Origin of the sequence: Actinopolymorpha cephalotaxi, assembly GCF_013408535.1 — a bacterium.
GTDB lineage: Bacteria > Actinomycetota > Actinomycetes > Propionibacteriales > Actinopolymorphaceae > Actinopolymorpha > Actinopolymorpha cephalotaxi.
Genome location: NZ_JACBZA010000001.1, coordinates 2,711,819 through 2,730,767, shown reverse-complemented (window position 1 = coordinate 2,730,767; position 18,949 = coordinate 2,711,819). Strand labels below are relative to the sequence as shown.

The 18,949-nt window shown below is 73.2% G+C and carries 16 protein-coding genes; 10 read left to right on the top strand and 6 right to left on the bottom strand.

Annotation, left to right across the window (positions count from 1 at the left end; genetic code table 11):
- The first annotated feature begins 156 nt into the window (after positions 1–156).
- Positions 157–903 (top strand): MBL fold metallo-hydrolase, encoded by a 747-nt coding sequence (locus FHR37_RS12235; RefSeq protein WP_175542433.1) that lies wholly within the window; start codon positions 157–159, stop codon positions 901–903.
- 121 nt (positions 904–1,024) lie between these two features.
- The gene (locus tag FHR37_RS12230; RefSeq protein ID WP_092882631.1) at positions 1,025–2,035 is read left to right on the top strand and encodes an aldo/keto reductase; all 1,011 of its coding nucleotides are present in this window, start codon (positions 1,025–1,027) and stop codon (positions 2,033–2,035) included.
- Positions 2,036–2,056: 21 nt separating this feature from the next.
- On the opposite strand, the gene FHR37_RS12225 is transcribed toward FHR37_RS12230, so the two are convergent.
- On the bottom strand, positions 2,057–2,713 hold the full coding sequence (locus FHR37_RS12225; protein ID WP_092882632.1) for an MBL fold metallo-hydrolase: 657 nt from the start codon (positions 2,711–2,713) through the stop codon (positions 2,057–2,059).
- Positions 2,714–2,820: 107 nt separating this feature from the next.
- Here FHR37_RS12225 and argS point away from each other — a divergent pair, with 107 nt between their 5' ends.
- The 4 genes from argS (at position 2,821) to FHR37_RS12205 (ending at position 7,170) form a co-directional block, all read left to right on the top strand.
- Positions 2,821–4,554: an arginine--tRNA ligase gene (argS, locus tag FHR37_RS12220; RefSeq protein WP_092882633.1), complete on the top strand. Its 1,734-nt coding sequence runs from the start codon at positions 2,821–2,823 to the stop codon at positions 4,552–4,554.
- A gap of 41 nt (positions 4,555–4,595) precedes the next feature.
- Complete coding sequence (locus tag FHR37_RS12215) at positions 4,596–5,189, top strand: DUF5998 family protein (protein ID WP_092882634.1); 594 nt, start codon at positions 4,596–4,598, stop codon at positions 5,187–5,189.
- Between the two features lie 89 nt (positions 5,190–5,278).
- Positions 5,279–6,394 (top strand): alkaline phosphatase family protein, encoded by a 1,116-nt coding sequence (locus FHR37_RS12210; protein WP_237768690.1) that lies wholly within the window; start codon positions 5,279–5,281, stop codon positions 6,392–6,394.
- Positions 6,395–6,513: 119 nt separating this feature from the next.
- The gene (locus tag FHR37_RS12205; protein ID WP_092882636.1) at positions 6,514–7,170 is read left to right on the top strand and encodes a thymidine kinase; all 657 of its coding nucleotides are present in this window, start codon (positions 6,514–6,516) and stop codon (positions 7,168–7,170) included.
- A gap of 17 nt (positions 7,171–7,187) precedes the next feature.
- Here the strand turns inward: FHR37_RS12205 and FHR37_RS12200 are convergent, their stop codons facing one another.
- Both FHR37_RS12200 and FHR37_RS12195 read right to left on the bottom strand, forming a co-directional pair.
- A complete protein-coding gene (locus FHR37_RS12200) occupies positions 7,188–8,579 on the bottom strand; it encodes a M20/M25/M40 family metallo-hydrolase (RefSeq protein ID WP_092882637.1) in 1,392 nt (463 codons plus the stop codon).
- A gap of 81 nt (positions 8,580–8,660) precedes the next feature.
- A complete protein-coding gene (locus tag FHR37_RS12195; protein ID WP_092882638.1) occupies positions 8,661–9,683 on the bottom strand; it encodes a S66 peptidase family protein in 1,023 nt (340 codons plus the stop codon).
- Positions 9,684–9,789: 106 nt separating this feature from the next.
- Between FHR37_RS12195 and FHR37_RS12190 the strand changes: the two genes are divergently transcribed.
- On the top strand, positions 9,790–10,698 hold the full coding sequence (locus tag FHR37_RS12190) for a sulfurtransferase (RefSeq protein WP_092882639.1): 909 nt from the start codon (positions 9,790–9,792) through the stop codon (positions 10,696–10,698).
- On the opposite strand, the gene FHR37_RS12185 is transcribed toward FHR37_RS12190, so the two are convergent.
- From FHR37_RS12185 to FHR37_RS12175, 3 genes are all read right to left on the bottom strand, one after another.
- Positions 10,642–11,172: a hypothetical protein gene (locus tag FHR37_RS12185; protein ID WP_092882640.1), complete on the bottom strand. Its 531-nt coding sequence runs from the start codon at positions 11,170–11,172 to the stop codon at positions 10,642–10,644. The two genes, FHR37_RS12190 and FHR37_RS12185, sit on opposite strands and share 57 nt — an antisense overlap.
- Before the next feature lie 293 nt (positions 11,173–11,465).
- Entirely contained in the window at positions 11,466–12,686 is a 1,221-nt protein-coding gene (sepH, locus tag FHR37_RS12180) for a septation protein SepH (protein ID WP_175542434.1), read from the bottom strand.
- Positions 12,687–12,905: 219 nt separating this feature from the next.
- Positions 12,906–14,144, bottom strand: a complete 1,239-nt coding sequence (locus FHR37_RS12175) for an MFS transporter (RefSeq protein ID WP_237768691.1) — start codon at positions 14,142–14,144, stop codon at positions 12,906–12,908.
- 162 nt (positions 14,145–14,306) lie between these two features.
- Between FHR37_RS12175 and FHR37_RS12170 the strand changes: the two genes are divergently transcribed.
- The 3 genes from FHR37_RS12170 (at position 14,307) to FHR37_RS12160 (ending at position 18,596) form a co-directional block, all read left to right on the top strand.
- Positions 14,307–15,434, top strand: coding sequence for a ferrochelatase (locus FHR37_RS12170; RefSeq protein WP_092882643.1), 1,128 nt, complete (start codon positions 14,307–14,309; stop codon positions 15,432–15,434).
- A gap of 151 nt (positions 15,435–15,585) precedes the next feature.
- Positions 15,586–17,694 (top strand): S9 family peptidase, encoded by a 2,109-nt coding sequence (locus FHR37_RS12165; protein WP_092882644.1) that lies wholly within the window; start codon positions 15,586–15,588, stop codon positions 17,692–17,694.
- A complete protein-coding gene (locus FHR37_RS12160; RefSeq protein ID WP_092882645.1) occupies positions 17,691–18,596 on the top strand; it encodes an inositol monophosphatase family protein in 906 nt (301 codons plus the stop codon). The genes FHR37_RS12165 and FHR37_RS12160 overlap by 4 nt, the downstream gene beginning before the upstream one ends.
- Positions 18,597–18,949: the final 353 nt, after the last annotated feature.

The window sequence follows — 18,949 nt, the reverse complement described above, 5'->3', positions numbered from 1 at the left end:
GCGGCACAGGCCTTCGGTGCATCAGGCCGCGAAATGTCGCGCTCAGCGTTATCCCACCCACCGAGCCGCGTCAATGGATTGCGCACATCCGGACGTCCCCGCAGGTATTTCCCGAGGCCGGGACCTCACCCCGGGACATGCCCTACCTTGGTCGGAATGAAGGCAACCACGGTTGTTCCGGGCGTCTACCGCATCAGGCACGGGTTCGTGAGTTCGTACGTCGTGGAGTCCGACGACGGTCTCGTCCTCGTCGACACCGGCGAACGCAAGGGCGACGAGGACATCGCCGAAGGCCTGCGGCAGCTCGGCCGGGAGGCGGCGCAGATCCGCCGGATCCTGGTGACGCACCACCATCCCGACCACGTGGGCGGCCTGGCCGCGATGGTGCGGCGCACCGGCGCTTCGGTGTACGCACATCCGGTCGACGCCGGTGTGGTGCGGGGCGAGACTCCGCGGCAGTGGCCGCAGTGGCAGGGCGTGGTCGCCCGCGTGCTCGGTCCCCTCGTCGTTCGGATGAACGCCAGGAGCGAGGAACCCGAGCCGGCCGCGGTCGACGTCGAGGTGGACGAGGGGGAACGGTTGCCGTTCGCGGGCGGGATCCGGGTGATCCACACGCCCGGCCACACCCGCGGGCACCTGTCGTTCCTGCTCGAACGCGACGGCGGGACGCTCCTCGTCGGCGACGCGGCGGTGAACCTCGCGGGCATCCGGTCGCCCGCCAGCCGGGCGGGGGAGATCGTCACCGAGGACCTGCCCGCCGCGGCACGGAGCTTCCGCCGGCTCGGGGAGTTCGACTTCGAGAAGGCGGTGTTCGGCCACGGCGAGCCGATCCTGTCCGGTGCGTCCGAACGCTTCCGGCGCAGGGCCGCCCGCGGGCGCAGTCGTTCCCAGGACACGCCCTAGCCGAATTGGTCCGGTGACCGGGCCGCTGATCGGCCGGTCCGCGCGCCCCGTGCACCCCTAACGTTGCCGCCGAAGGCGCGAAGCGCGTCGGAACGCTCGGAACCAGCTCGACAGGAGATTCATGGAACACCGGTATCTCGGCCGGACCGGCCTGCGGGTCAGCGAACTCTGCCTCGGCACCATGTCGTTCGGGCAGTCCAGCGACGAGGCCACCAGCCACAAGATGCTGGACCGGTTCGTGGAGGCCGGCGGGACGTTCGTCGACACCGCCGACGTCTACGGCACCGGCACCAGCGAGGAGGTCGTCGGCCGCTGGCTCGCCACGAAGAACCGCGACGACATCGTGCTGGCGACCAAGGTGTACGGGCAGATGGGCCCGGGACAGAACGACACCGGCGCCGGCCGCAAGCACATCATGGCCGCGGTGGATGCCAGCCTGCGCCGCCTCGGCACCGACCACATCGACCTCTACCAGGTGCACGTCTTCGACGACGGTACGCCGATGGAGGAGACGCTCGGCACCCTCGACCGGCTGGTGCAAAGTGGCAAGGTCCGCTTCGTCGGCGCCAGCAACTACACCGGATGGCAGCTGCAGAAGTCGATCGACCTCGCCCGGCACAACGGCTGGGAGCCGTTCGCCTGCCTGCAGCCGCTGTACAACCTCCTCGACCGCTCCGCCGAACTCGAGCTCGTCCCCGTCTGCGAACGCGAGGGCGTCGGCCTGATCGCCTGGAGCCCGCTGCGCGGTGGCTGGCTGTCCGGGAAGTACCGCCGCGGCGCGAGCGGCGCGGAGACCGGCTCCCGGGTCGACCAGGCGTGCGGCAACGACAACGGCGAGAGCTGGGACCGCTACGCCACCGAGCGCACCTGGACCGTCCTGGACGCCCTGCACGACATCGCCGGGACGACCGGCCACTCGGTCGCGCAGGTCGCGCTGCGCTGGGTCGCGCAACGCCCCGGCGTGACGTCGCCGATCATCGGCGCCCGGACGATGGAGCAGTTCGAGGACAACCTCGGCGCGGCCGGCTGGTCGCTGACCTCGGAGCAGATGGCCCGGCTGGACGAGGCGAGCGAGTTCGACCGGCCCTACCCGTACGGCCTGTTGCGGTCGTTCGTCCGCCGGCCCGCCTGAGCCTCGGCTGGACCCGTCGGCTCACCAGCCGCGGGCGCGCCACTCCGGCAGGTGGGGCCGCTCGGCGCCGAGCGTGGTGTCGGCGCCGTGACCCGGGTAGACCCAGGTCTCGTCGGGCAGCCGGTCGAACAGCCTGTGCTCCACGTCGTCGATCAGCCGGGTGAAGTCCTTCTTCGACCCGTGGGTGTTTCCGACGCCTCCGGGAAACAGGCTGTCGCCGGTGAACAGGTGCGGGCGCCTGCCCGGCTCGTCGTAACACAACGCGACCGAGCCGGGCGTGTGCCCGACCAGGTGGGTGACGGTGAGGACGCAGGACCCGACGCGTACCTCGTCGCCGTCGTGCAGCGGCTCGGTGGTGGGCACCTTGATGCCGGGAGCGTCGTCGACGTGGGCGGCGGTCGCGGCGCCGGTCCGTTGCACGACCTCGGCCAGCGCCTGCCAGTGGTCGCCGTGCCGGTGGGTGGTGATCACCCGGGCCAGCGGGGCTCCGCCGAGCAGGTCGATCAACGTGCCGGCGTCGTTGGCCGCGTCGATCAGGACCTGCTCCCCGGTCTCCCGGCAGCGCAGGAGGTAGGCGTTGTTGTCCATCGGGCCCACCGAAACCTTGGTCAGGATCAGCCCGCCGAGCTCCCGGACCGCGGGGGCGCCGCCAACCCGCACATTTCCGTCGTACGCCATGCCGGGGACGGTAGCGCACCACGGCGTGCACCACGACGCGCCACAGCCCGCCAACATGTGACCCGCCGCGTGCCCTCGGGCGGGTGGGCGTGCGATCCTTACGTGTTGTGACCGACCTTCCCGAGCTGCTCGCGCAGAAGCTGGCCCGTGCCTTCGCCGACGTGGCGGGATCGCCCGCCGATCCGGCGGTGCGCCGTTCCGACCGTGCCGACTACCAGGCCGACGGCGCGCTGCGCCTGGCCAAGCAGCTCGGCCGCCCGCCGCGCGAGGTGGCGGCGGAGGTGCTGGAGCGCGCCGACCTCGGCGAGCTGGTCGCGGCCGCGCAGATCGCCGGGCCCGGGTTCGTCAACCTCACCGTCTCCGACGCCGCGCTCTCCGCGCTGGTCGAGCAGATGGCCGCGGACACCGAGCGGCTCGGCGTGGCCACCACGCCGGAGCCGGAGCGGGTGCTGGTCGACTACTCCGGACCGAACGTCGCCAAGGAGATGCACGTCGGGCACCTGCGCTCGACGATCATCGGTGACGCCCTGTCCAGGCTGCTGACCCACCTCGGGCACGACGTCGTACGCCAGAACCACATCGGTGACTGGGGCACGCCGTTCGGCATGCTGATCGAGCACATGCTCGACCTCGGCGCCGGCGAGACCGCACACGAGCTGTCCGTCGGCGACCTCGGGGTGTTCTACCGGGGCGCGCGGCAGAAGTTCGACGCCGACCCCGACTTCGCCGACCGGGCCCGCCGCCGGGTGGTGGCGCTGCAGGGCGGCGACGCCGAGACCCTCGCCCTGTGGCGGCTGCTGGTGGAGGAGTCCGAGCGCTACTTCGCCGCGGTGTACGACCGGCTGTCGGTGCTCCTCACGCCCGCCGACATCGCGGGGGAGTCCAGCTACAACGACCAGCTCGGACCGGTGATCGACGAGCTGATCCGGCTCGGCCTCGCCCGGGAGAGCGAGGGCGCGCTGTGCGTCTTCCCCGACGGCTTCACCGGCCGCGACGGCGGTCCGCTGCCGCTGATCCTGCGCAAGAGCGACGGCGGGTTCGGGTACGACACGACCGACCTGGCCGCCCTGCGGCACCGCGTCCACGACCTGAAGGCCCGCCGGCTCGTCTACATCACCGACCTCGGCCAGCGGCTGCACTTCGAGATGATCTTCCAGGCGGGCCGGGAGGCCGGCTGGCTCGGCGCCGAGGCGCGGGCGGAGTTCCAGGGCTTCGGCATCGTGCTCGGCCCGGACCGGAAGCGGCTGCGCACCCGGTCCGGTGACTCGGTCAAGCTGATCGACCTGATCGAGGAGGCCGTCCGGCGGGCCGCCGCGGTGGTGGCGGAGAAGGCCCCCCACCTGTCGGCGGAGGAGCAGGCCGACGTCGCCCGGATCGTGGGCATCGGCGCGCTGAAGTACGCCGACCTGTCCAACGACCGGGTGAAGGACTACGTCTTCGACTGGGACCGGATGCTGTCCTTCGACGGCAACACCGCGCCGTACCTCCAGTACGCCCACGCCCGGATCCACTCGGTGTTCCGGCGCGGCGAGATCGACCCGGCGAGCGTGGCCGGCGCCAAGGTGGTGCTCGCCGACCCGGCCGAGCACGCCCTGGCGCTGCGGCTCGCGGAGTTCGAGGGCGTCCTGCACAAGGCGGTCGAGGAGGTGGAGCTGCACCGCATCGCGGGGTACCTCTTCGAGCTGGCCACGGCGTTCACGGCGTTCTACGAGCGGTGCCCGGTGCTGCGGGCCGAGGACGACCGGACCCGGACCAGCCGCCTCGTCCTGTGTGACGTGACCGCCCGGGTGCTGGCCACCGGCCTGTCACTGCTGGGGATTGCCGCGCCGACCCGCATGTAGGACGCTGACAGACCCCGGAGCAGGCGTGGAAGGATGACCGCATGAGTGAGTCCGCGAGTGCGACGCAAGGGCTGCGCGCGGCCATCGACCGCAGTGGCTACTACCCGGACGTCGTCGCCGACGCGTTGGAGACCTGCCTGGCCGGTGAACGGGTCGTCTCCTATTTCGTCCACCACGAGCCGACGTTCTACTCCGAGGAGGTTCGCCGGCACATCACGGTGCTCGTCCTCACGCCGAGCCGGCTGGTCCTCGGCCACACCGACGAGCATCCGGCCGACGAGTCCCTGCCGACGCCGTACGCCACCGCCTCCACCGAGGCGGTGCCCATCGACCGGGTGAGCTCGATCGTGGTGAGCCGGGTGGTGGCCAACCCGGCCGCTTACGAGCCGGGCGGGCCGGTGCACGAGGCGATCCTCACCATCGGCTGGGGCGCGATGGGCAGGCTCGACCTGGAGCCCGCCACCTGCGCCGACCCCAACTGCGAGGCCGATCACGGCTACACCGGCACCTTCTCCTCCGACGATCTCACCGTGCGGGTGAGTTCGGCGGTGGAGGGCGGGGACGCCGTGGGCCGGCTGCTCGGCTTCGCGCAGGAGTTGTCGGTCCTCACCCGGCGCCCGCCGCAGTTTCGATGACCTCACCGGAGGGCGGTGGCCGGCCCGGGACGCCGCCGCCTCCCTCGGCTCCGCAGCCTCCCTCGGCTCCCTCGGCTCGGCCGGGTCTGGTGCTGCCGCGCTACGGCGCCGGCGCACTGTCCGACGTGGTGCCGTCCGCTCTTGCCGCCCTCGGTCTCGAGGGTGAGCGCGACCTGCTCGGCCTGCCACCGGCAGACAGGTACGTCGTCCTCCTCGTCGACGGGCTGGGCTGGCACCTCCTGCACGCCCACGCCGAGGACGCGCCGTTCCTCACCGGACCGGGCCGGATCCGGCGTTCGCTGACCGTGGGTGCGCCGTCCACCACCTCCACCAGCCTGACCAGCCTGGGCACCGGCCTGGCGCCCGGCCGGCACGGCGTGGTCGGCTACACGATGGCCGTGCCGGGCACCGACCGCCTGCTCAACACACTGCGCTGGGACACCACGGTCGAGCCGCTGGTGTGGCAGCCGCACCGGACGGCGTTCGAACGCGGGGTCTCGGCCGGGGTGGCCGTCACCACCGTGTCCCGCAAGGCGTTCCGCGGCTCGGGCATCACGGTGGCCGGGCTGCGCGGCGGGGAGTTCGTCCCCGCGGACAGCGCCGGGCAGGCCACCGCCGGGACGGTCGAGGCGAGCCGGCGCGGGGACCGCAGCCTGGTCTATCTGTACGAGGGCGACCTGGACTGGACCGGCCACCGCGAGGGCGTGAACGCGCCGGCGTGGCGCCACCAGCTGTCCGCGGCCGACAGCTTCGCCGCCCGGCTGCGCGCGTCGCTGCCGGCCGATGTCGTACTCCTGGTCACCGGTGACCACGGCATGGTGGACGTGCCGCCGGACGCCCGCGTGGACGTCGACTCCGCGCCGGAGCTGCGCGCCGGGGTACGCCTCGTCGGCGGAGACCCGCGCCTGCGCTTCCTCTACACCGACCCAGGCGACTCCGGCGCCGCCGATGACGTCGTGGCGACATGGCGGGAACGCCTCGGCGACGGAGCCCTGGTGCTGACCCGGGACGACGCGATCGCGGCCGGGTGGTTCGGCGAGGTGGAGGACCGCGTGCGCCCCCGGATCGGTGACGTGGTGATCGCCGCACTGGACGACCTGGCGGTCGAGTGCAGGCGGGAGTTCCCGATGGAGCCGCTGATGGTCGGCTGGCACGGCTCCCTCACGCCCGCGGAGATGCTGGTACCCCTGGTGATCGCCGGCTGACAGAGGGTCCACCCTCCGTCCCGCCTGCCGTCCCCCGGCCGTCCGGCCTGCCGATTCCTCAGCCGATCCGCTGCCCCCGCCGATCACTCGGCGCGAGTGGTACGCGAAGATTGCCCGCCGTGGCCGACCTCGTCTTCTTCACCGGAACCATGGACTGCGGCAAGTCGACCCTTGCCCTGCAGATGGACCACAACGCCCGGCAACGTGGCCTCGCGGGACGGCTGTTCACCTGCCACGACCGGGCCGGCGCGGCCACGCTGTCCAGCCGGCTGGGGCTCACCGTGCCCGCCGTGGAGGTACGCCCGCACCTCGACCTCCAGCAGTACGTCGTCGCCGAGATGACCGCGGGTGCCCGGATCGACTACCTCATCTGCGACGAGGCGCAGTTCTACTCCGGCGCGCAGATCGAGCAGCTCGGCCGGGTCGTGGACGAGCTGAGCGTCGAGGTCTACGCGTTCGGCATCCTCACCGACTTCCGCACCAGGATGTTCGAGGGCAGCCAGCGGCTGGTCGAACTCGCCGACCGGGTGGAGGCACTGCAGGTGCAGGCCCTGTGCTGGTGCGGTCGCCGCGGCACCCACAACGCCCGGACGGTGGGCGGCGTGATGGTCACCGAGGGTGCGCAGGTCGTGCCCGGCGACACCGACGACGGCGCCACCCTGGAGATCGGGTACGAGGTGCTGTGCCGGCGCCACCACCGCCGGCGGGTCACCGCGCACGCGGCCGGCGCCGGATCCCCCTCGCCGGACGTCCTGCCGTTCGGTGCGTCCGCCTGAGGCGTCCGCCAACAGCCTCAGACCGTACGCAGGAAGTGGTCCAGCACCCGCGCGCCGAACCGCAGGCCGTCCACCGGCACCCGTTCGTCCACCCCGTGCGCCAGGCCCCGGAACGGGAAGTCGGCCGGCAGCCGCAGCGGTGAGAAGCCGTAGCCGGCGATGCCGAGCCGGGCGAACGACTTGGCGTCGGTGCCGCCGCCCATGCAGTACGGCACCACCACCGCGTCCGGGTCCTGCGTACGCAACGCGGCCGCCATCGCGTCGAACCACGGCGAGTCGATCGGCGCGGACACCGCCTCGGTGTAGTCCAGGGTCTCCCGCTCGACGTGCGGGCCGAGGAGCTCGTCGATGGTGTCCAGGAACTCCTGCTCGGCGCCCGGCAGGGCGCGGCCGTCGAGGTTGGCGTGCGCGGTGCCGGGGATGACGTTGATCTTGTAGCCCGCGTCCAGCATCGTCGGCGTCGCCGTCGCCCGCACGGTCGCCGTGGCGAGCGCCCCCGCCTTGCCCAGCCGCTCGATCGTGGCGTCCACGCCGGCCGGGCCGGACAGGTCGACGTCGACACCGAGTGCCGCACCGGTGCGTTCGAGGAACGCCCGCACGGTCGGGGTGAGCCGGACCGGCCACTCGTACGCCGCGATCCGGGCCAGCGCGTGCGCCAGCCGGACGACGGCGTTGTCGGGATTGGGGCGGGAACCGTGACCGGCCCGCCCGCGGGCGGTGAGCCGGAGGTGGATCGTGCCGCGCTCGGCGGCGGCCACCGGATACAGGCGTACGCCGTCGACGTCGAAGGTGTGCCCACCGGACTCGCTGATCCCGATCGCGCACCCCGCGAACAGGTCCGGGTGCTCGTCCACCAGCCAGCTCGCGCCGTAGTCGCCGTGCGCCTCCTCGTCGGCGACGAACGCCAGCACGATGTCGCGCCGCGGTCGCAGGCCGGCCGCCGACCAGGACCGCACCACCGCGAGCACCATCGCGCACATGTCCTTCATGTCGACCGCGCCGCGGCCCCACACCAGGCCGTCGCGGATCTCACCGGAGAACGGCGGCACCGACCACTCGCCCGGGTCGGCGGGTACGACGTCGAGGTGCGCGTGCACCAGCACCGCCTCGGCGTTCGGGTCGGTGCCGGGGATGCGCACCACGACGTTGGCCCGCCGGGGAGCCGACTCCAGCAGCGTCGGCGACAGGCCCGCGTCGGTGAGCACGCCCGCGACGTACTCGGCGGCCTCGCGTTCGCCCTCCGAGTCGCCGGGCCCGCGGTTGGTGGTGTCGAAACGGATCAGCCGCGCGCACAGGTCCTCCACGCCCTCCTCCGGCCGGTGGACCGGTGGGGTGCCTTCCTGCTCGGCCGCGCCGTCCGCGCCGCTGCCGGGGTTGGTGGGGGAGTACGCCTGGTCGGTTCCGGTCACTTCGATCCCTCGCTCACCTTCGCCTCGTCCTCCAACGCCGCCACGTCCTCGCCGGCAATGCCGTTCCGTGCCCCGGCTTCCTCAGCCGATCGTCTCGGTGAGCACCAACTGCGCCGCCCCGGCCTCCGGATCGGCGACCAGTTCCACCTGCGCGCCGAGCGGCACCGCGAGCTGTGCCGGGCAGTGCCCGAACCCGAGCTCCCAGATGATCGGTACGCCGAGGCCGCCCAGCCGGTCGGCCAGAAGTGCCCGGACCGTCGCGAGGTCGCCGCACTCCACCCACGATCCCAGCGCGATCCCGGCCACGCCCTCGAAGTACCCCGCGCGCAGCAGGTGTGTCACGAAGTGGTCGATGCGGTACGGCTCCTCGGTGACGTCCTCGAGCAGGACGATCGACCCCGGCGGTGGCGGGGCGACGTCGGGAACCCCGCGCCCGGAAACCACCAGGCTGAGGTTGCCGCCGACGGTGCGCCCCCGTGCCCGGCCGGGCACCATGGTCTGCGCAAGCGGCCCGGACAGCACCAGGCCGGCATCCGGCTCGAACAGCAGCCGGCGGAGGTTCTCCTGGGCGGCCGGGTCGTCCACGAACGACGCCGATCCCACCATCGCCCCGAACACCGTGGGTGTTCCGAGCCGGGAGCCGATCACCTGGTGCAGCGCGGTGATGTCGCTGGAGCCGGTGAACACCTTCGGCGGGGCGGCGGCGATCGCGTCCCAGTCGAGCAGGTCGAGGATGCGGAGCCCGCCGTAGCCGCCGCGGGCGCAGAAGATCGCCGCCACGTCCGGGTCGCACCACGCGCCGGTCAGGTCGCCGGCCCGGTCGGCGTCGGCGCCGGCGAGGTAGTCGAAGGTGGGGTGCCGGTCGCGGGCGTGCGGTGCGACCTCCACCTCCAGGCCCCAGGACCGCAGGACGGCCACACCCTTGTCGAGGTACTCCGGCACCAGGGGGCCGGACGGTGCCACCACCGCCACCCGGTCACCGGGACGCAGCCGGCGCGGAGCGGTGGTACCGGAACGGGCAGCGGAAGTGGCACCGGTATCGGCGTCGGCATCGGTAGCACCGGAACGGGCACTGTCGGGGCCGGGGAACGCGGACGTCGGCATCGAACCCTCCTCGGCGGCCGGCGCTCGCGGGCAGCCGGGCTGCCCAGCCTGTCAGATCGCCGGACACCGGTCGATCACCGGTCCACCGCCTGGAAGACTGGCCGCCATGAGCCCGATCCTCTCCGTGCCCGATCTGGTCACCTGGCTGGCTGGTGACCAGCCGCCCGTCGTCCTCGACGTCCGGTGGACGCTTGCCGGGCCACCGGCCCCGGAGGTCTACCGCGCCGGGCACGTGCCCGGCGCGCGGTACGTCGACTTCGACACCGTGCTGTCGGGTCCGGCCGATCCGGCCGGCGGTGGGCGGCACCCCCTGCCCTCCGCGCAGGTGTTCACCGCGGCCATGCGTGACCTCGGCGTACGGACCGACAGCGACGTGGTGGTCTACGGCGCCCCCGACGGGTTCGGCGCCGCGCGCGCCTGGTGGTGCCTGCGGTACTTCGGCCACCGCTCGGTACGCGTGCTCGACGGCGGGTTCGCCGCCTGGGCCGGAGCCGGGCAACCGGTCGAGACGGGGGAGCAGGCACCGGTCGAGGTCGCGGGCGACTTCACCGCCCGGCCGGGTGGCATGCCGGTCCTCGACGTGGACGAGGCGGCCCGGCTCGCCCGGTCCGGCCTGCTCCTCGACGCCCGGGCGGGGGAGCGCTACCGCGGTGAGACCGAACCCGTCGACCCGGTGGGCGGGCACATCCCCGGTGCGCTGAGCGCTCCCACCGCGGCGAACCTCGACGCCGACGGCCGGCTCCTGGACGCCACCCAGCTTCGGGAGCGGTTCGCGGCGCTGGGGATCGATTCACCGGCAGCCGACGTGCCGGGGCAGGACGCGGCATCGGCCGGGCCGGACCCGGCCGAGGGCGGATCCGTCGTGGGCACCTACTGCGGTTCCGGGGTGAGCGCGGCGCAGCAGGTGCTCGCCCTGGAGTTGGCCGGCGTACGCGCCGGGTTGTACGTCGGCTCCTGGTCAGACTGGGTGTCCGACCGCCGGCGCCCGGTGGCCACCGGCCCGGACCGGGGCTGAGCTCCGAACGGCTGAGCTCCGAACGGCTGACCTGCGGACCGCGGGCGTCCCGGTGAATCCGCCGGCACCCGCGGTGAGGTGGGGGACGAGGTCGGCGAGCAGTCGGTCGAACACCTCCGCTGCCGCGTCGACGGACAACAGCCCGGCCTTGTAACCACGCCAGCCGCGTTCGGCCGCGCCGTCGTAGCGCACGCCGCCGACGGGTCGCGCGTCCTTACGCAGCACCAGCCGGGGCGGCGCCTGCGGAGCGGGCAGGTGTTGGCCGCAGCCGCAGTCGCAACGGCCCGCCGGGTCGGCGAACAGGAAGTCACCCTCGGCGTAGCGCTCGAGGTCCACGGTCGTGCCGTGGCAGCGGAAGTGCAGCAGCCCGCCGGCCGGCAGCAGGGCCCACAGCCGCACCGGGGCGGGGTGGCTCGGCGGCACGACGCGCAGGCCGCGGTCGAAGAGAGTGCGAGTCCAGGCAGCGAAATCCATCGCGGGCGTCCTCTGGAAGCTGGTTGTTGCTGCGGCGGCAGGCCGCGGGACCGGATGAGGTCAGCAGCAACAACAACAGCGGTGCAGGACGCCAGAACGCATAGCGGGAGTCTGCCAGCCTTTCGGCCGGGCCTAACCTCGCGTCCAGCATCCGGACGCCATGTCCAGCGCGGGCAGGGCGAAACCGGGCCGCGCAGTACGAACCGTTCCTCAGGACGGAGCCTTCCGACTCGGGACGGCTCGGTACGAACCGGGCCGTCCCGAGTCGGGACGAAGCGGCCTGCAGGGGAGAACTACTCCGAACCGCGTCCGCCGCCGAACAGGATGTCGTCCCAGCTGGGCACGGCGCTGCGGCCCTTGCCCTTGCCGCCCGCGGCACGTGCCCGGCGCCGCCGGGCCTCCGCCGCCCGACGGCGGGCGGGTTGCTCGGGAACGGGCTGTTGCTCCTGCTCTTCGTGTTCCCTCTCGTCCTTCTCGCCGGTGGCGCGCTCGCTCGCGGCAGCCACCTCCGGCTCGGCAGGCTCGTCCGGCTCGGCATCCTCCGGCTCGGGGGCGACCTCGGTCCGGGTGCCGTGGGCCTTCCGGGCCGCGGCGGGTGCCGGGGGCGGCGGGAGCTCGTCCGCCGGTGCGGACGCTGCCGCCGGCTCGGTCTCCGGCGCCTCGTTCAGGTCGGGAACCTCGTCGGGATCGAGGTCGTCGGGTTCGTTCGCGTTCCCGGTGCCACGCGTGCTCGGCCGGTCTGCCGGCACCGCGCGCGGGCCCTGCCCGGCGGCGAGCTGGCGGCCGATGCTGTGCGAGAGGTCGATGGTGTCCTCGGTGTCCGGCCTGGCCTCGGCCGGCGGTGGGGCGAGCCGGAGCCGGTGGGCCTCCCGCGACAGCGGCTCGGCGGCGGGCTCGGGTGCCGCCGGTGCGGCGGGCGGCGGGACGATGCTGTCCATCGGCGCCTCACCGACCAGGGCTCGTGCCTTGGCGTCGGAGGTGACGACGACCCGGCCGAGCGGGTCGTAGCTGAACATCGCGCGGTGCTCGTCGCCCTCGAACGCGAAGGTGACGGTGACCGCCCAGCGGCCCTCGGGGGTGCGCCAAGCGTCCCACGTGGCGTGGTCGCGGCCGATCCCGAGCGCGTCCAGCCGGCTGCCGACCGCCTCGTCGAGAATCTGTGCCGGACCCTCGCGCCCGTTGCGGCGAAGGGCGCAGCGGCGGGCCTGCCCGGCGGTGTACTCGCGTTCGGCCAGCACGGGACCGGCGTAGCGCAGGATCCGCTCGATCGGCACCTCGGCGGCCGCGGCGACGGACTCCGACGACTCACCGGCACGCAGCCGAGCCTGGATCTCCTTGGGCCGGAGCCTGCTCTGCTTCTCCAGCGGCGCCGAACCCTGCCGCGCCCGGTCACTGACGACGGCTCCGCGGAGCCGGTCGTCGATCTTGAGCGCGAACTCCTCCCCCGAGCCCTCGTGAGTCAGGAGCAGATGGGTGCCGTCGTCGCTGAGGTGTACCAGCCTGACGTCGCGCACAGTGTGCCTCCCCACATCTCGAGCCTGCACAGTCTCTCGCGTACCGGGGAGACGATGCCAGGCACCGCGCCGGAGACACCCGAGGCGGTTCGACTGATCCGTGGTCTCGGGTGGAGCCGTCTTCGCTCAGACCCTAACGTCTGCCCCGCGCGTCGACGTCGGTCCCTGGTCGCGAGAGGGACCGACGTCACGGCGTCATGAACCCCGCCAGGGCCGGGCTCAGGTCGTGGTCAGCTCGACGGGCCCGGCGACGTCGGCGGCCGCACGTCGTCGTGGTGTCCTGGCGACGAACGCGACGAGCACGGTCAGGACTCCCGCGGTGAGGGGGACGTAGAAGCCCGCGCGGCCGCCCGCGGCGTCGACGACCTGGCCCGCGACGGCGGCGCCGGCCGCCACGCCCGCGGCCATCCCGGTGGTGGTCCAGGCCATGCCCTCGTTGAGCCGCGCGGCCGGGACCGTGCGCTGCACGACCGCCATGCTCGACACCAGCGTGGGCGAGATCGCGAACCCGGCGAGGAAGAGGACGACGCCGAGCACGCCGAGGTGACTGATGAACGGCAGCGGCAGCATCGTCGCCGCGATCGCGGCGGCGCCGAGCCGGAACCGCTTCATCGGCGGCATCCGCAGCCGCATCGCGCCCATCGCCAGCGCCGACAGCATGCTTCCGGTGGCCCAGCCGGCCAGCAGCAGACCGGACGCGGACCGGTGGCCCGCGTCGGTGGCGACCGCGACGACCACGACCTCGGCGCTGCCGAACAGCGCGCCGAGACCAGCGCACGCGACGACGACCGGGCCGAGCACCGGCCAGCCGAGCGGCGGCTTCACCAGCTGCCCGCCGCCGGGACGGTGGACCGGTGGTTGCGTACGCCGTTGCGCGGCCAGCAGGCAGGCGCCGACGATGCCGGCGACGATGGCCGTCGCCAGCCCCGCGACCGGGCTCACCGTGGTGGCCAGCAGGGTCACCAGCGGCGGGCCGACCATGAACACGACCTCGTCCAGCAGCGCCTCCAGCGCGAACGCCGTGTGCAGCTCCGGCCTGCCCTCGAGCAGGTGGGTCCACCGGGCCCGGACGTAGGAACCGACCAGCGGCCCGGACGCACCGGCGACCGCCGCCAGCGCCTGGGGGAGCGGGGACGCGACGCCGGCGCGGACGGCGACGATCAGGCCGCCCAGCGCGACCGCGTTGAGCGCCGCGATCAGGGGAAGGACGAGGTGCTGCCCGTGCCGGTCGACGAGGCGGGCCTGCACCGGGGCGAGCACCGCCGCCGCGATGACGTACGACGCGGAGATCGTGCCGGCCAGGCCGTAGGAGCCGGTGGTGGCCGACACCAGCAGGACCAGGCCGAGCCCGACCATCGACAGCGGAAGCCGGGCGAACCAGCCGGTGAGGGAGAAGGAGAGGGTCCCGGGCAGGCCGAGGATCGTGCGGTAGGGGCTGAACATGGCAGGGCGGCTCACGGTGGGGGTCGGTCGGGACGTGGTGGTGACGTGCTGGTGCGCTGCTGATGACGTGGTGGTGCGGTGCCTCACGTACTGCGCGAAGTGCGGCGACGGGTCCGGGGAACCGCACCGCTCACCCTAACGAGCAACACCGACAGGGCACCTGCGAATATCGGGACCATGCGAGCCGTCCCGATCGATGCCGTCCTGCTGGTCTCGTTCGGCGGACCGGAAAAACCGGACGACGTCGTGCCATTCCTCGAGAACGTCACCCGCGGGCGGGGCATTCCTCGCGAACGCCTCGCCGAGGTGGGCCAGCACTACTTCCTCTTCGGCGGCCGCAGCCCGATCAACGACCAGTGCCGGGCACTGAAGGCCGAGCTGGAGGAGGACCTGCGGGCCGACGGCCCGAACCTCCCCGTCTACTGGGGAAACCGCAACTGGGACCCCTACCTGTCCGACACGCTGGCCCGGATGCGCGCGGACGGGGTCCGGCGGGCGGCGTGCCTGTTCACCAGCGCCTACGCGTCCTACTCCGGCTGCCGGCAGTACCGCGAGAACCTCGCCGACGCGCTGGCCGAGGTGGGCGAGGGCGCACCGGAGCTCGTCCGGCTGCCGCACTACTTCAACCGTCCCGGTTTCGTCGCCCCGTTCGTGGACGGAACGGCCGAGGCGCTGGAGGGCCTGCCGGCCGGGTCGCGGATCGTGTTCGTCACCCATTCGGTGCCCGAGGCGATGAACGACGCCAGCGGACCCGAGGGCGGCCGCTACGTCGCCGAACACCGTGACGTCGCGACGGCCGTGGCCGGCGAGGTGGCCGCCCGGACCGGCCGGGAAGCCGGATGGGATCTCGTCTACTGCAGCCGGTCCGGACCGCCGAGCCAGCCGTGGCTGGGGCCGGACGTCAACGACCACTTGACAGCGCTGGCCGGCCAGGGAGTGCGGGGCGTCGCGGTGGTGCCGATCGGCTTCGTCTCCGACCACATGGAAGTGCTGTACGACCTGGACACCGAGGCCCGTGCCACCGCCGACCGCCTCGGGCTGGCCTTCACCCGGGTGGCCACGCCGGGGATCGATCCGAGGTTCGTCCGTATGGTCGGCGACCTCGTCCGGGAGCGGGTCGCCGCGGACGACTCGGAACACGACGACTCGGAGCGCGGCGGGGGAGAGCCCGGCAGTGTCGGTGACGTGGCGCCGACTGGGCTGCCCGAGCTGACCGGCTCGCTGGGGCCGACCTGGGGCAACTGCCCGGCCGGGTGCTGCCGCAACCTGCGTGGAGATCGTCCGGCCGCCTGCGGCACCGACTGAGCCCGCCGCCCGGACGCGAACCGCGCCCTCGACAGAAGGGTCGATCCGGCCGGCGTCCGGACCGTCGACCGGGCAGCCCTGGCCGGAGTGGGCCCGGGTGGCCGAAGATCATCGTCGCCCCGGGTGGGCGCCCCCCTCTAGGCTGATCGACATGACTGCGGAGACGGCCACCCCCTTCCATGATCTCGATCACTACGTAGCGTTGCGCCGGCTCGCCGGTCTGTGGCTGGCGCCCGACGGCAGCCGGCTGGTGGCCGCCGCCCAGCAGCTCGCGCCCGACCGCAAGAAGTACGTCACGTCGTTGTGGCAGGTCGATCCCTCCGGCGCCCGCCCGGCGCGGCGGCTCACCCGCGGCACCACCGGGGAGGGCGGCGTGGCGTTCCTGCCCGACGGCTCGCTGCTGTTCGTGGCCAAGCGCCCGCACGAGGAGTGGCCGGAGCCGCCGGAGTCCGCGCGGTCCGGGAATACGGACGACACCGAGGACCCCGGCTCGGCGGAGGCGCCCACCGGCGACGGGAACGACGCCGACAAGCCCGCCCTGTGGGTGCTGCCCGCCGGAGGCGGCGAGGCCCGCCGGGTGGTGGCCCGGCCGGGTGGCGTCAGCGGGGTGATGGTGGCGCGCGACGCGGGGACGCTGGTGTTCTCCGCGCCGACACTTCCCGGCACCAAGTCCGCCGACGACGACCGCGAACGCCGCAAGGCCCGCACCGACGCGTCGGTGTCGGCGATCCTGCACGAGAGCTATCCCGTTCGCTACTGGGACCACGACCTCGGCCCGGACGAGGTCCGGCTGTTCGCCGCCGACGCGTTCGACGTCGACGAGGGCCACCCTCGACCCCGCGACCTCAGCCCCGAGCCCGGCCGGGCCCTCGACGAGGGAGCGGCCGACGTCAGCGCGGACGGACGCACCGTGGTCAGCACGTGGAAGGTCGCGACCCGCCAGGGCGACCACCGCGTCGACCTGGTGGAAGTCGACACCGAGACCGGCGAGCGCCGGGTGCTGGCCACCGATCCCGACCACGACTTCGAGGCGCCCCGGATCTCACCGGACGGCCGCTGGGTGGCGTGTACGCGCGAACGCCGCAGCACCACCGAGGCCGCGGGCGACGTCACGCTGTGGCTGGTCCCCACGAACGGCGGCGAGCAGCGCGACCTCACTCCCGAGCTCGACCTGTGGCCGAACGAGCCCCGCTGGTCCCCGGACGGGCACACCATCTACTTCACCGCCGACGAACGCGGCCACAGCCCGGTGTTCGCCGTCGACGTCGCCACCGGCTGCGTGCGCCGCCTCACCGCGTCCGGCGCCTACGCCGCGGTGGAGCCGGCACCCGACGGCCGGTCCCTCTACGCGCTGCGCAACGCCGTCGACTCGCCGCCGTCGATCGTCCGGCTCGCCGTGGACGCCGTCGACCAGGAGGCGGAGCGACTGCGTGGCCCGGAGGCGACACCCACGTTGCCGGGCCGGCTCACCGAGGTGACCGCGACCGCCCAGGACGGCTCCGACCTGCGGGCGTGGCTGGTCCTGCCCGACGGCGCGTCCGCACAGGAGCCGGCACCGTTGCTGCTGTGGATCCACGGCGGTCCGCTGTCGTCGTGGAACACCTGGAGCTGGCGGTGGAACCCCTGGCTGATGGCCGCGCGCGGGTACGCCGTCCTGCTGCCCGACCCGGCACTGTCCACCGGCTACGGCCAGGAGTTCGTCGACCGGGGCTGGGGCCGCTGGGGTGCCGAGCCGTTCACCGACCTGATGGCGGTGACCGACGCGGCCCTCGAGGTGCCCGAGATCGACGCCGGCCGGACGGCGGCGATGGGCGGCTCGTTCGGTGGCTACATGGCCAACTGGGTGGCCGGGCACACCGACCGGTTCAAGGCGATCGTGACCCACGCCAGCCTGTGGGCGCTGGACCAGTTCGGGCCGACCACCGACGTGGCGTCCTACTGGTTCCGCGAGCTCACCCCCGAGCGCGCCCTCGCCAACTCCCCGCACCTGTCCGTGGAGCAGATCACCACGCCGATGCTGGTGATCCACGGTGACCGCGACTACCGCGTGCCGATCGGGGAGGGGCTGCGCCTGTGGTGGGAGCTCAACCGCCTGCACGACGGGGACCCGGCCGAGTTGCCGCACCGGTTCCTCTACTTCCCCGACGAGAACCACTGGGTGCTCTCGCCGCACCACGCGAAGGTGTGGTACTCCACCGTCTTCGCCTTCCTCTCCTGGCACGTCGAGGGTGCGGGCTGGGAACGCCCGGAGCTGGTGTGAGCACGGGACCGGTCGATGCGGGCGGGCACGCCGCCGGAGAGGGTGCCGATCCGGCGGCGTTGCTCGACCTCGCGACCCGGACGGCGCGCGAGGCGGGCGAGCTGCTGCGCGCGCGGCGGCTGACCGACGAGGTGAGTGTCGCGCACACCAAGTCGACGCCGACCGACATCGTGACCGCGATGGACACCGCGTCGGAGGCGCTGATCCGCGACCGGCTTCGGGCGGAGCGCCCGGACGACACGATCCTCGGCGAGGAGGGCGGCAGTATCCCTGGCCAAGTCCCTGGCCAATCCGGGGTCAGGTGGCTGGTCGACCCGCTCGACGGCACGGTCAACTATTTGTATGGCCTGCCGGCGTACGCCGTCAGCATCGCCGCGGAGGTGGCCGGTGAGGTGGTGGCCGGTGCCGTGTTCTGTCCGCCGGCGGGGGAGATGTGGACGGCGGTGCGGGGCGCGGGCGCCTGGCTGAACGACGACCCGGTACGGGCCAACGAGGTGCCCGAGCTCGACCGTGCGCTGGTGGGCACCGGCTTCTGGTACGACTCCGGTCTGCGCGCCCGGCAGGCCGAGCTGCTGAGGCACGTCCTGCCCCTGGTGCGTGACGTCCGCCGGATCGGTTCCGCGGCGCTGGACCTGTGCTCGGTGGCCTGCGGCCGGCTCGACGCCTACTTCGAGACCGGCCTGCATCCGTGGGACTGGTCGGCCGGCCTGCTGGTGGCGCGGGAGGCCGGCGCCCGGGTCGGCGGCCTGCCCGGAGAGCCGGCGAGCCGCCGGCTGGCGATCGCCGCGGCCCCGGGTGTCTTCGACGAACTCCGGTCGCTGGTGGTGGCTCACGGGGCCGGCGTCGTGGACAGCCCGGTGGTGGACACCGCCCCCGTGAGTCACGGCCGGGTCGACTCCTAGAAAGCGCCGCCATCCGTTTTGCCGTTCGTACGCCGAACGGGAAACCGCGAATGCGGTGAACATCACATTCGCGGGACAATCGCGCGGTTATCTGATTGCTCGCAGTAATTGTCCGGACGCTTTCCGGAGTCGAACCGGAAACGGGTTAGCAGACCGTCGCCACTAACACCGGAACGACACCACGGAACGTCCCGCCGATTCGTACACAACAGACGACGCGCGAATGGCGGCACTTCTTCCGGCGGGTGGCGTCCCGCGATTCGGCCCGAGAGCGTCGAGAATCGCCACGAAACCGGACATACGGTACAGAGAGCTGCGCGAAACCGGGTGGACATAGCCGGGAGTGTGCAGAT

Bases quoted from the DNA above. Each gene is read 5' to 3' on its own strand.
- FHR37_RS12235 (WP_175542433.1), top strand. From the start codon at position 157: ATGAAGGCAACCACGGTTGTTCCGGGCGTCTACCGCATCAGGCACGGG.
- FHR37_RS12230 (WP_092882631.1), top strand. From the start codon at position 1,025: ATGGAACACCGGTATCTCGGCCGGACCGGCCTGCGGGTCAGCGAACTC.
- FHR37_RS12225 (WP_092882632.1), bottom strand. From the start codon at position 2,713: ATGGCGTACGACGGAAATGTGCGGGTTGGCGGCGCCCCCGCGGTCCGG.
- FHR37_RS12215 (WP_092882634.1), top strand. From the start codon at position 4,596: ATGAGTGAGTCCGCGAGTGCGACGCAAGGGCTGCGCGCGGCCATCGAC.
- FHR37_RS12195 (WP_092882638.1), bottom strand. From the start codon at position 9,683: ATGCCGACGTCCGCGTTCCCCGGCCCCGACAGTGCCCGTTCCGGTGCT.
- FHR37_RS12190 (WP_092882639.1), top strand. From the start codon at position 9,790: ATGAGCCCGATCCTCTCCGTGCCCGATCTGGTCACCTGGCTGGCTGGT.
- FHR37_RS12185 (WP_092882640.1), bottom strand. From the start codon at position 11,172: ATGGATTTCGCTGCCTGGACTCGCACTCTCTTCGACCGCGGCCTGCGC.
- FHR37_RS12170 (WP_092882643.1), top strand. From the start codon at position 14,307: ATGCGAGCCGTCCCGATCGATGCCGTCCTGCTGGTCTCGTTCGGCGGA.
- FHR37_RS12165 (WP_092882644.1), top strand. From the start codon at position 15,586: ATGACTGCGGAGACGGCCACCCCCTTCCATGATCTCGATCACTACGTA.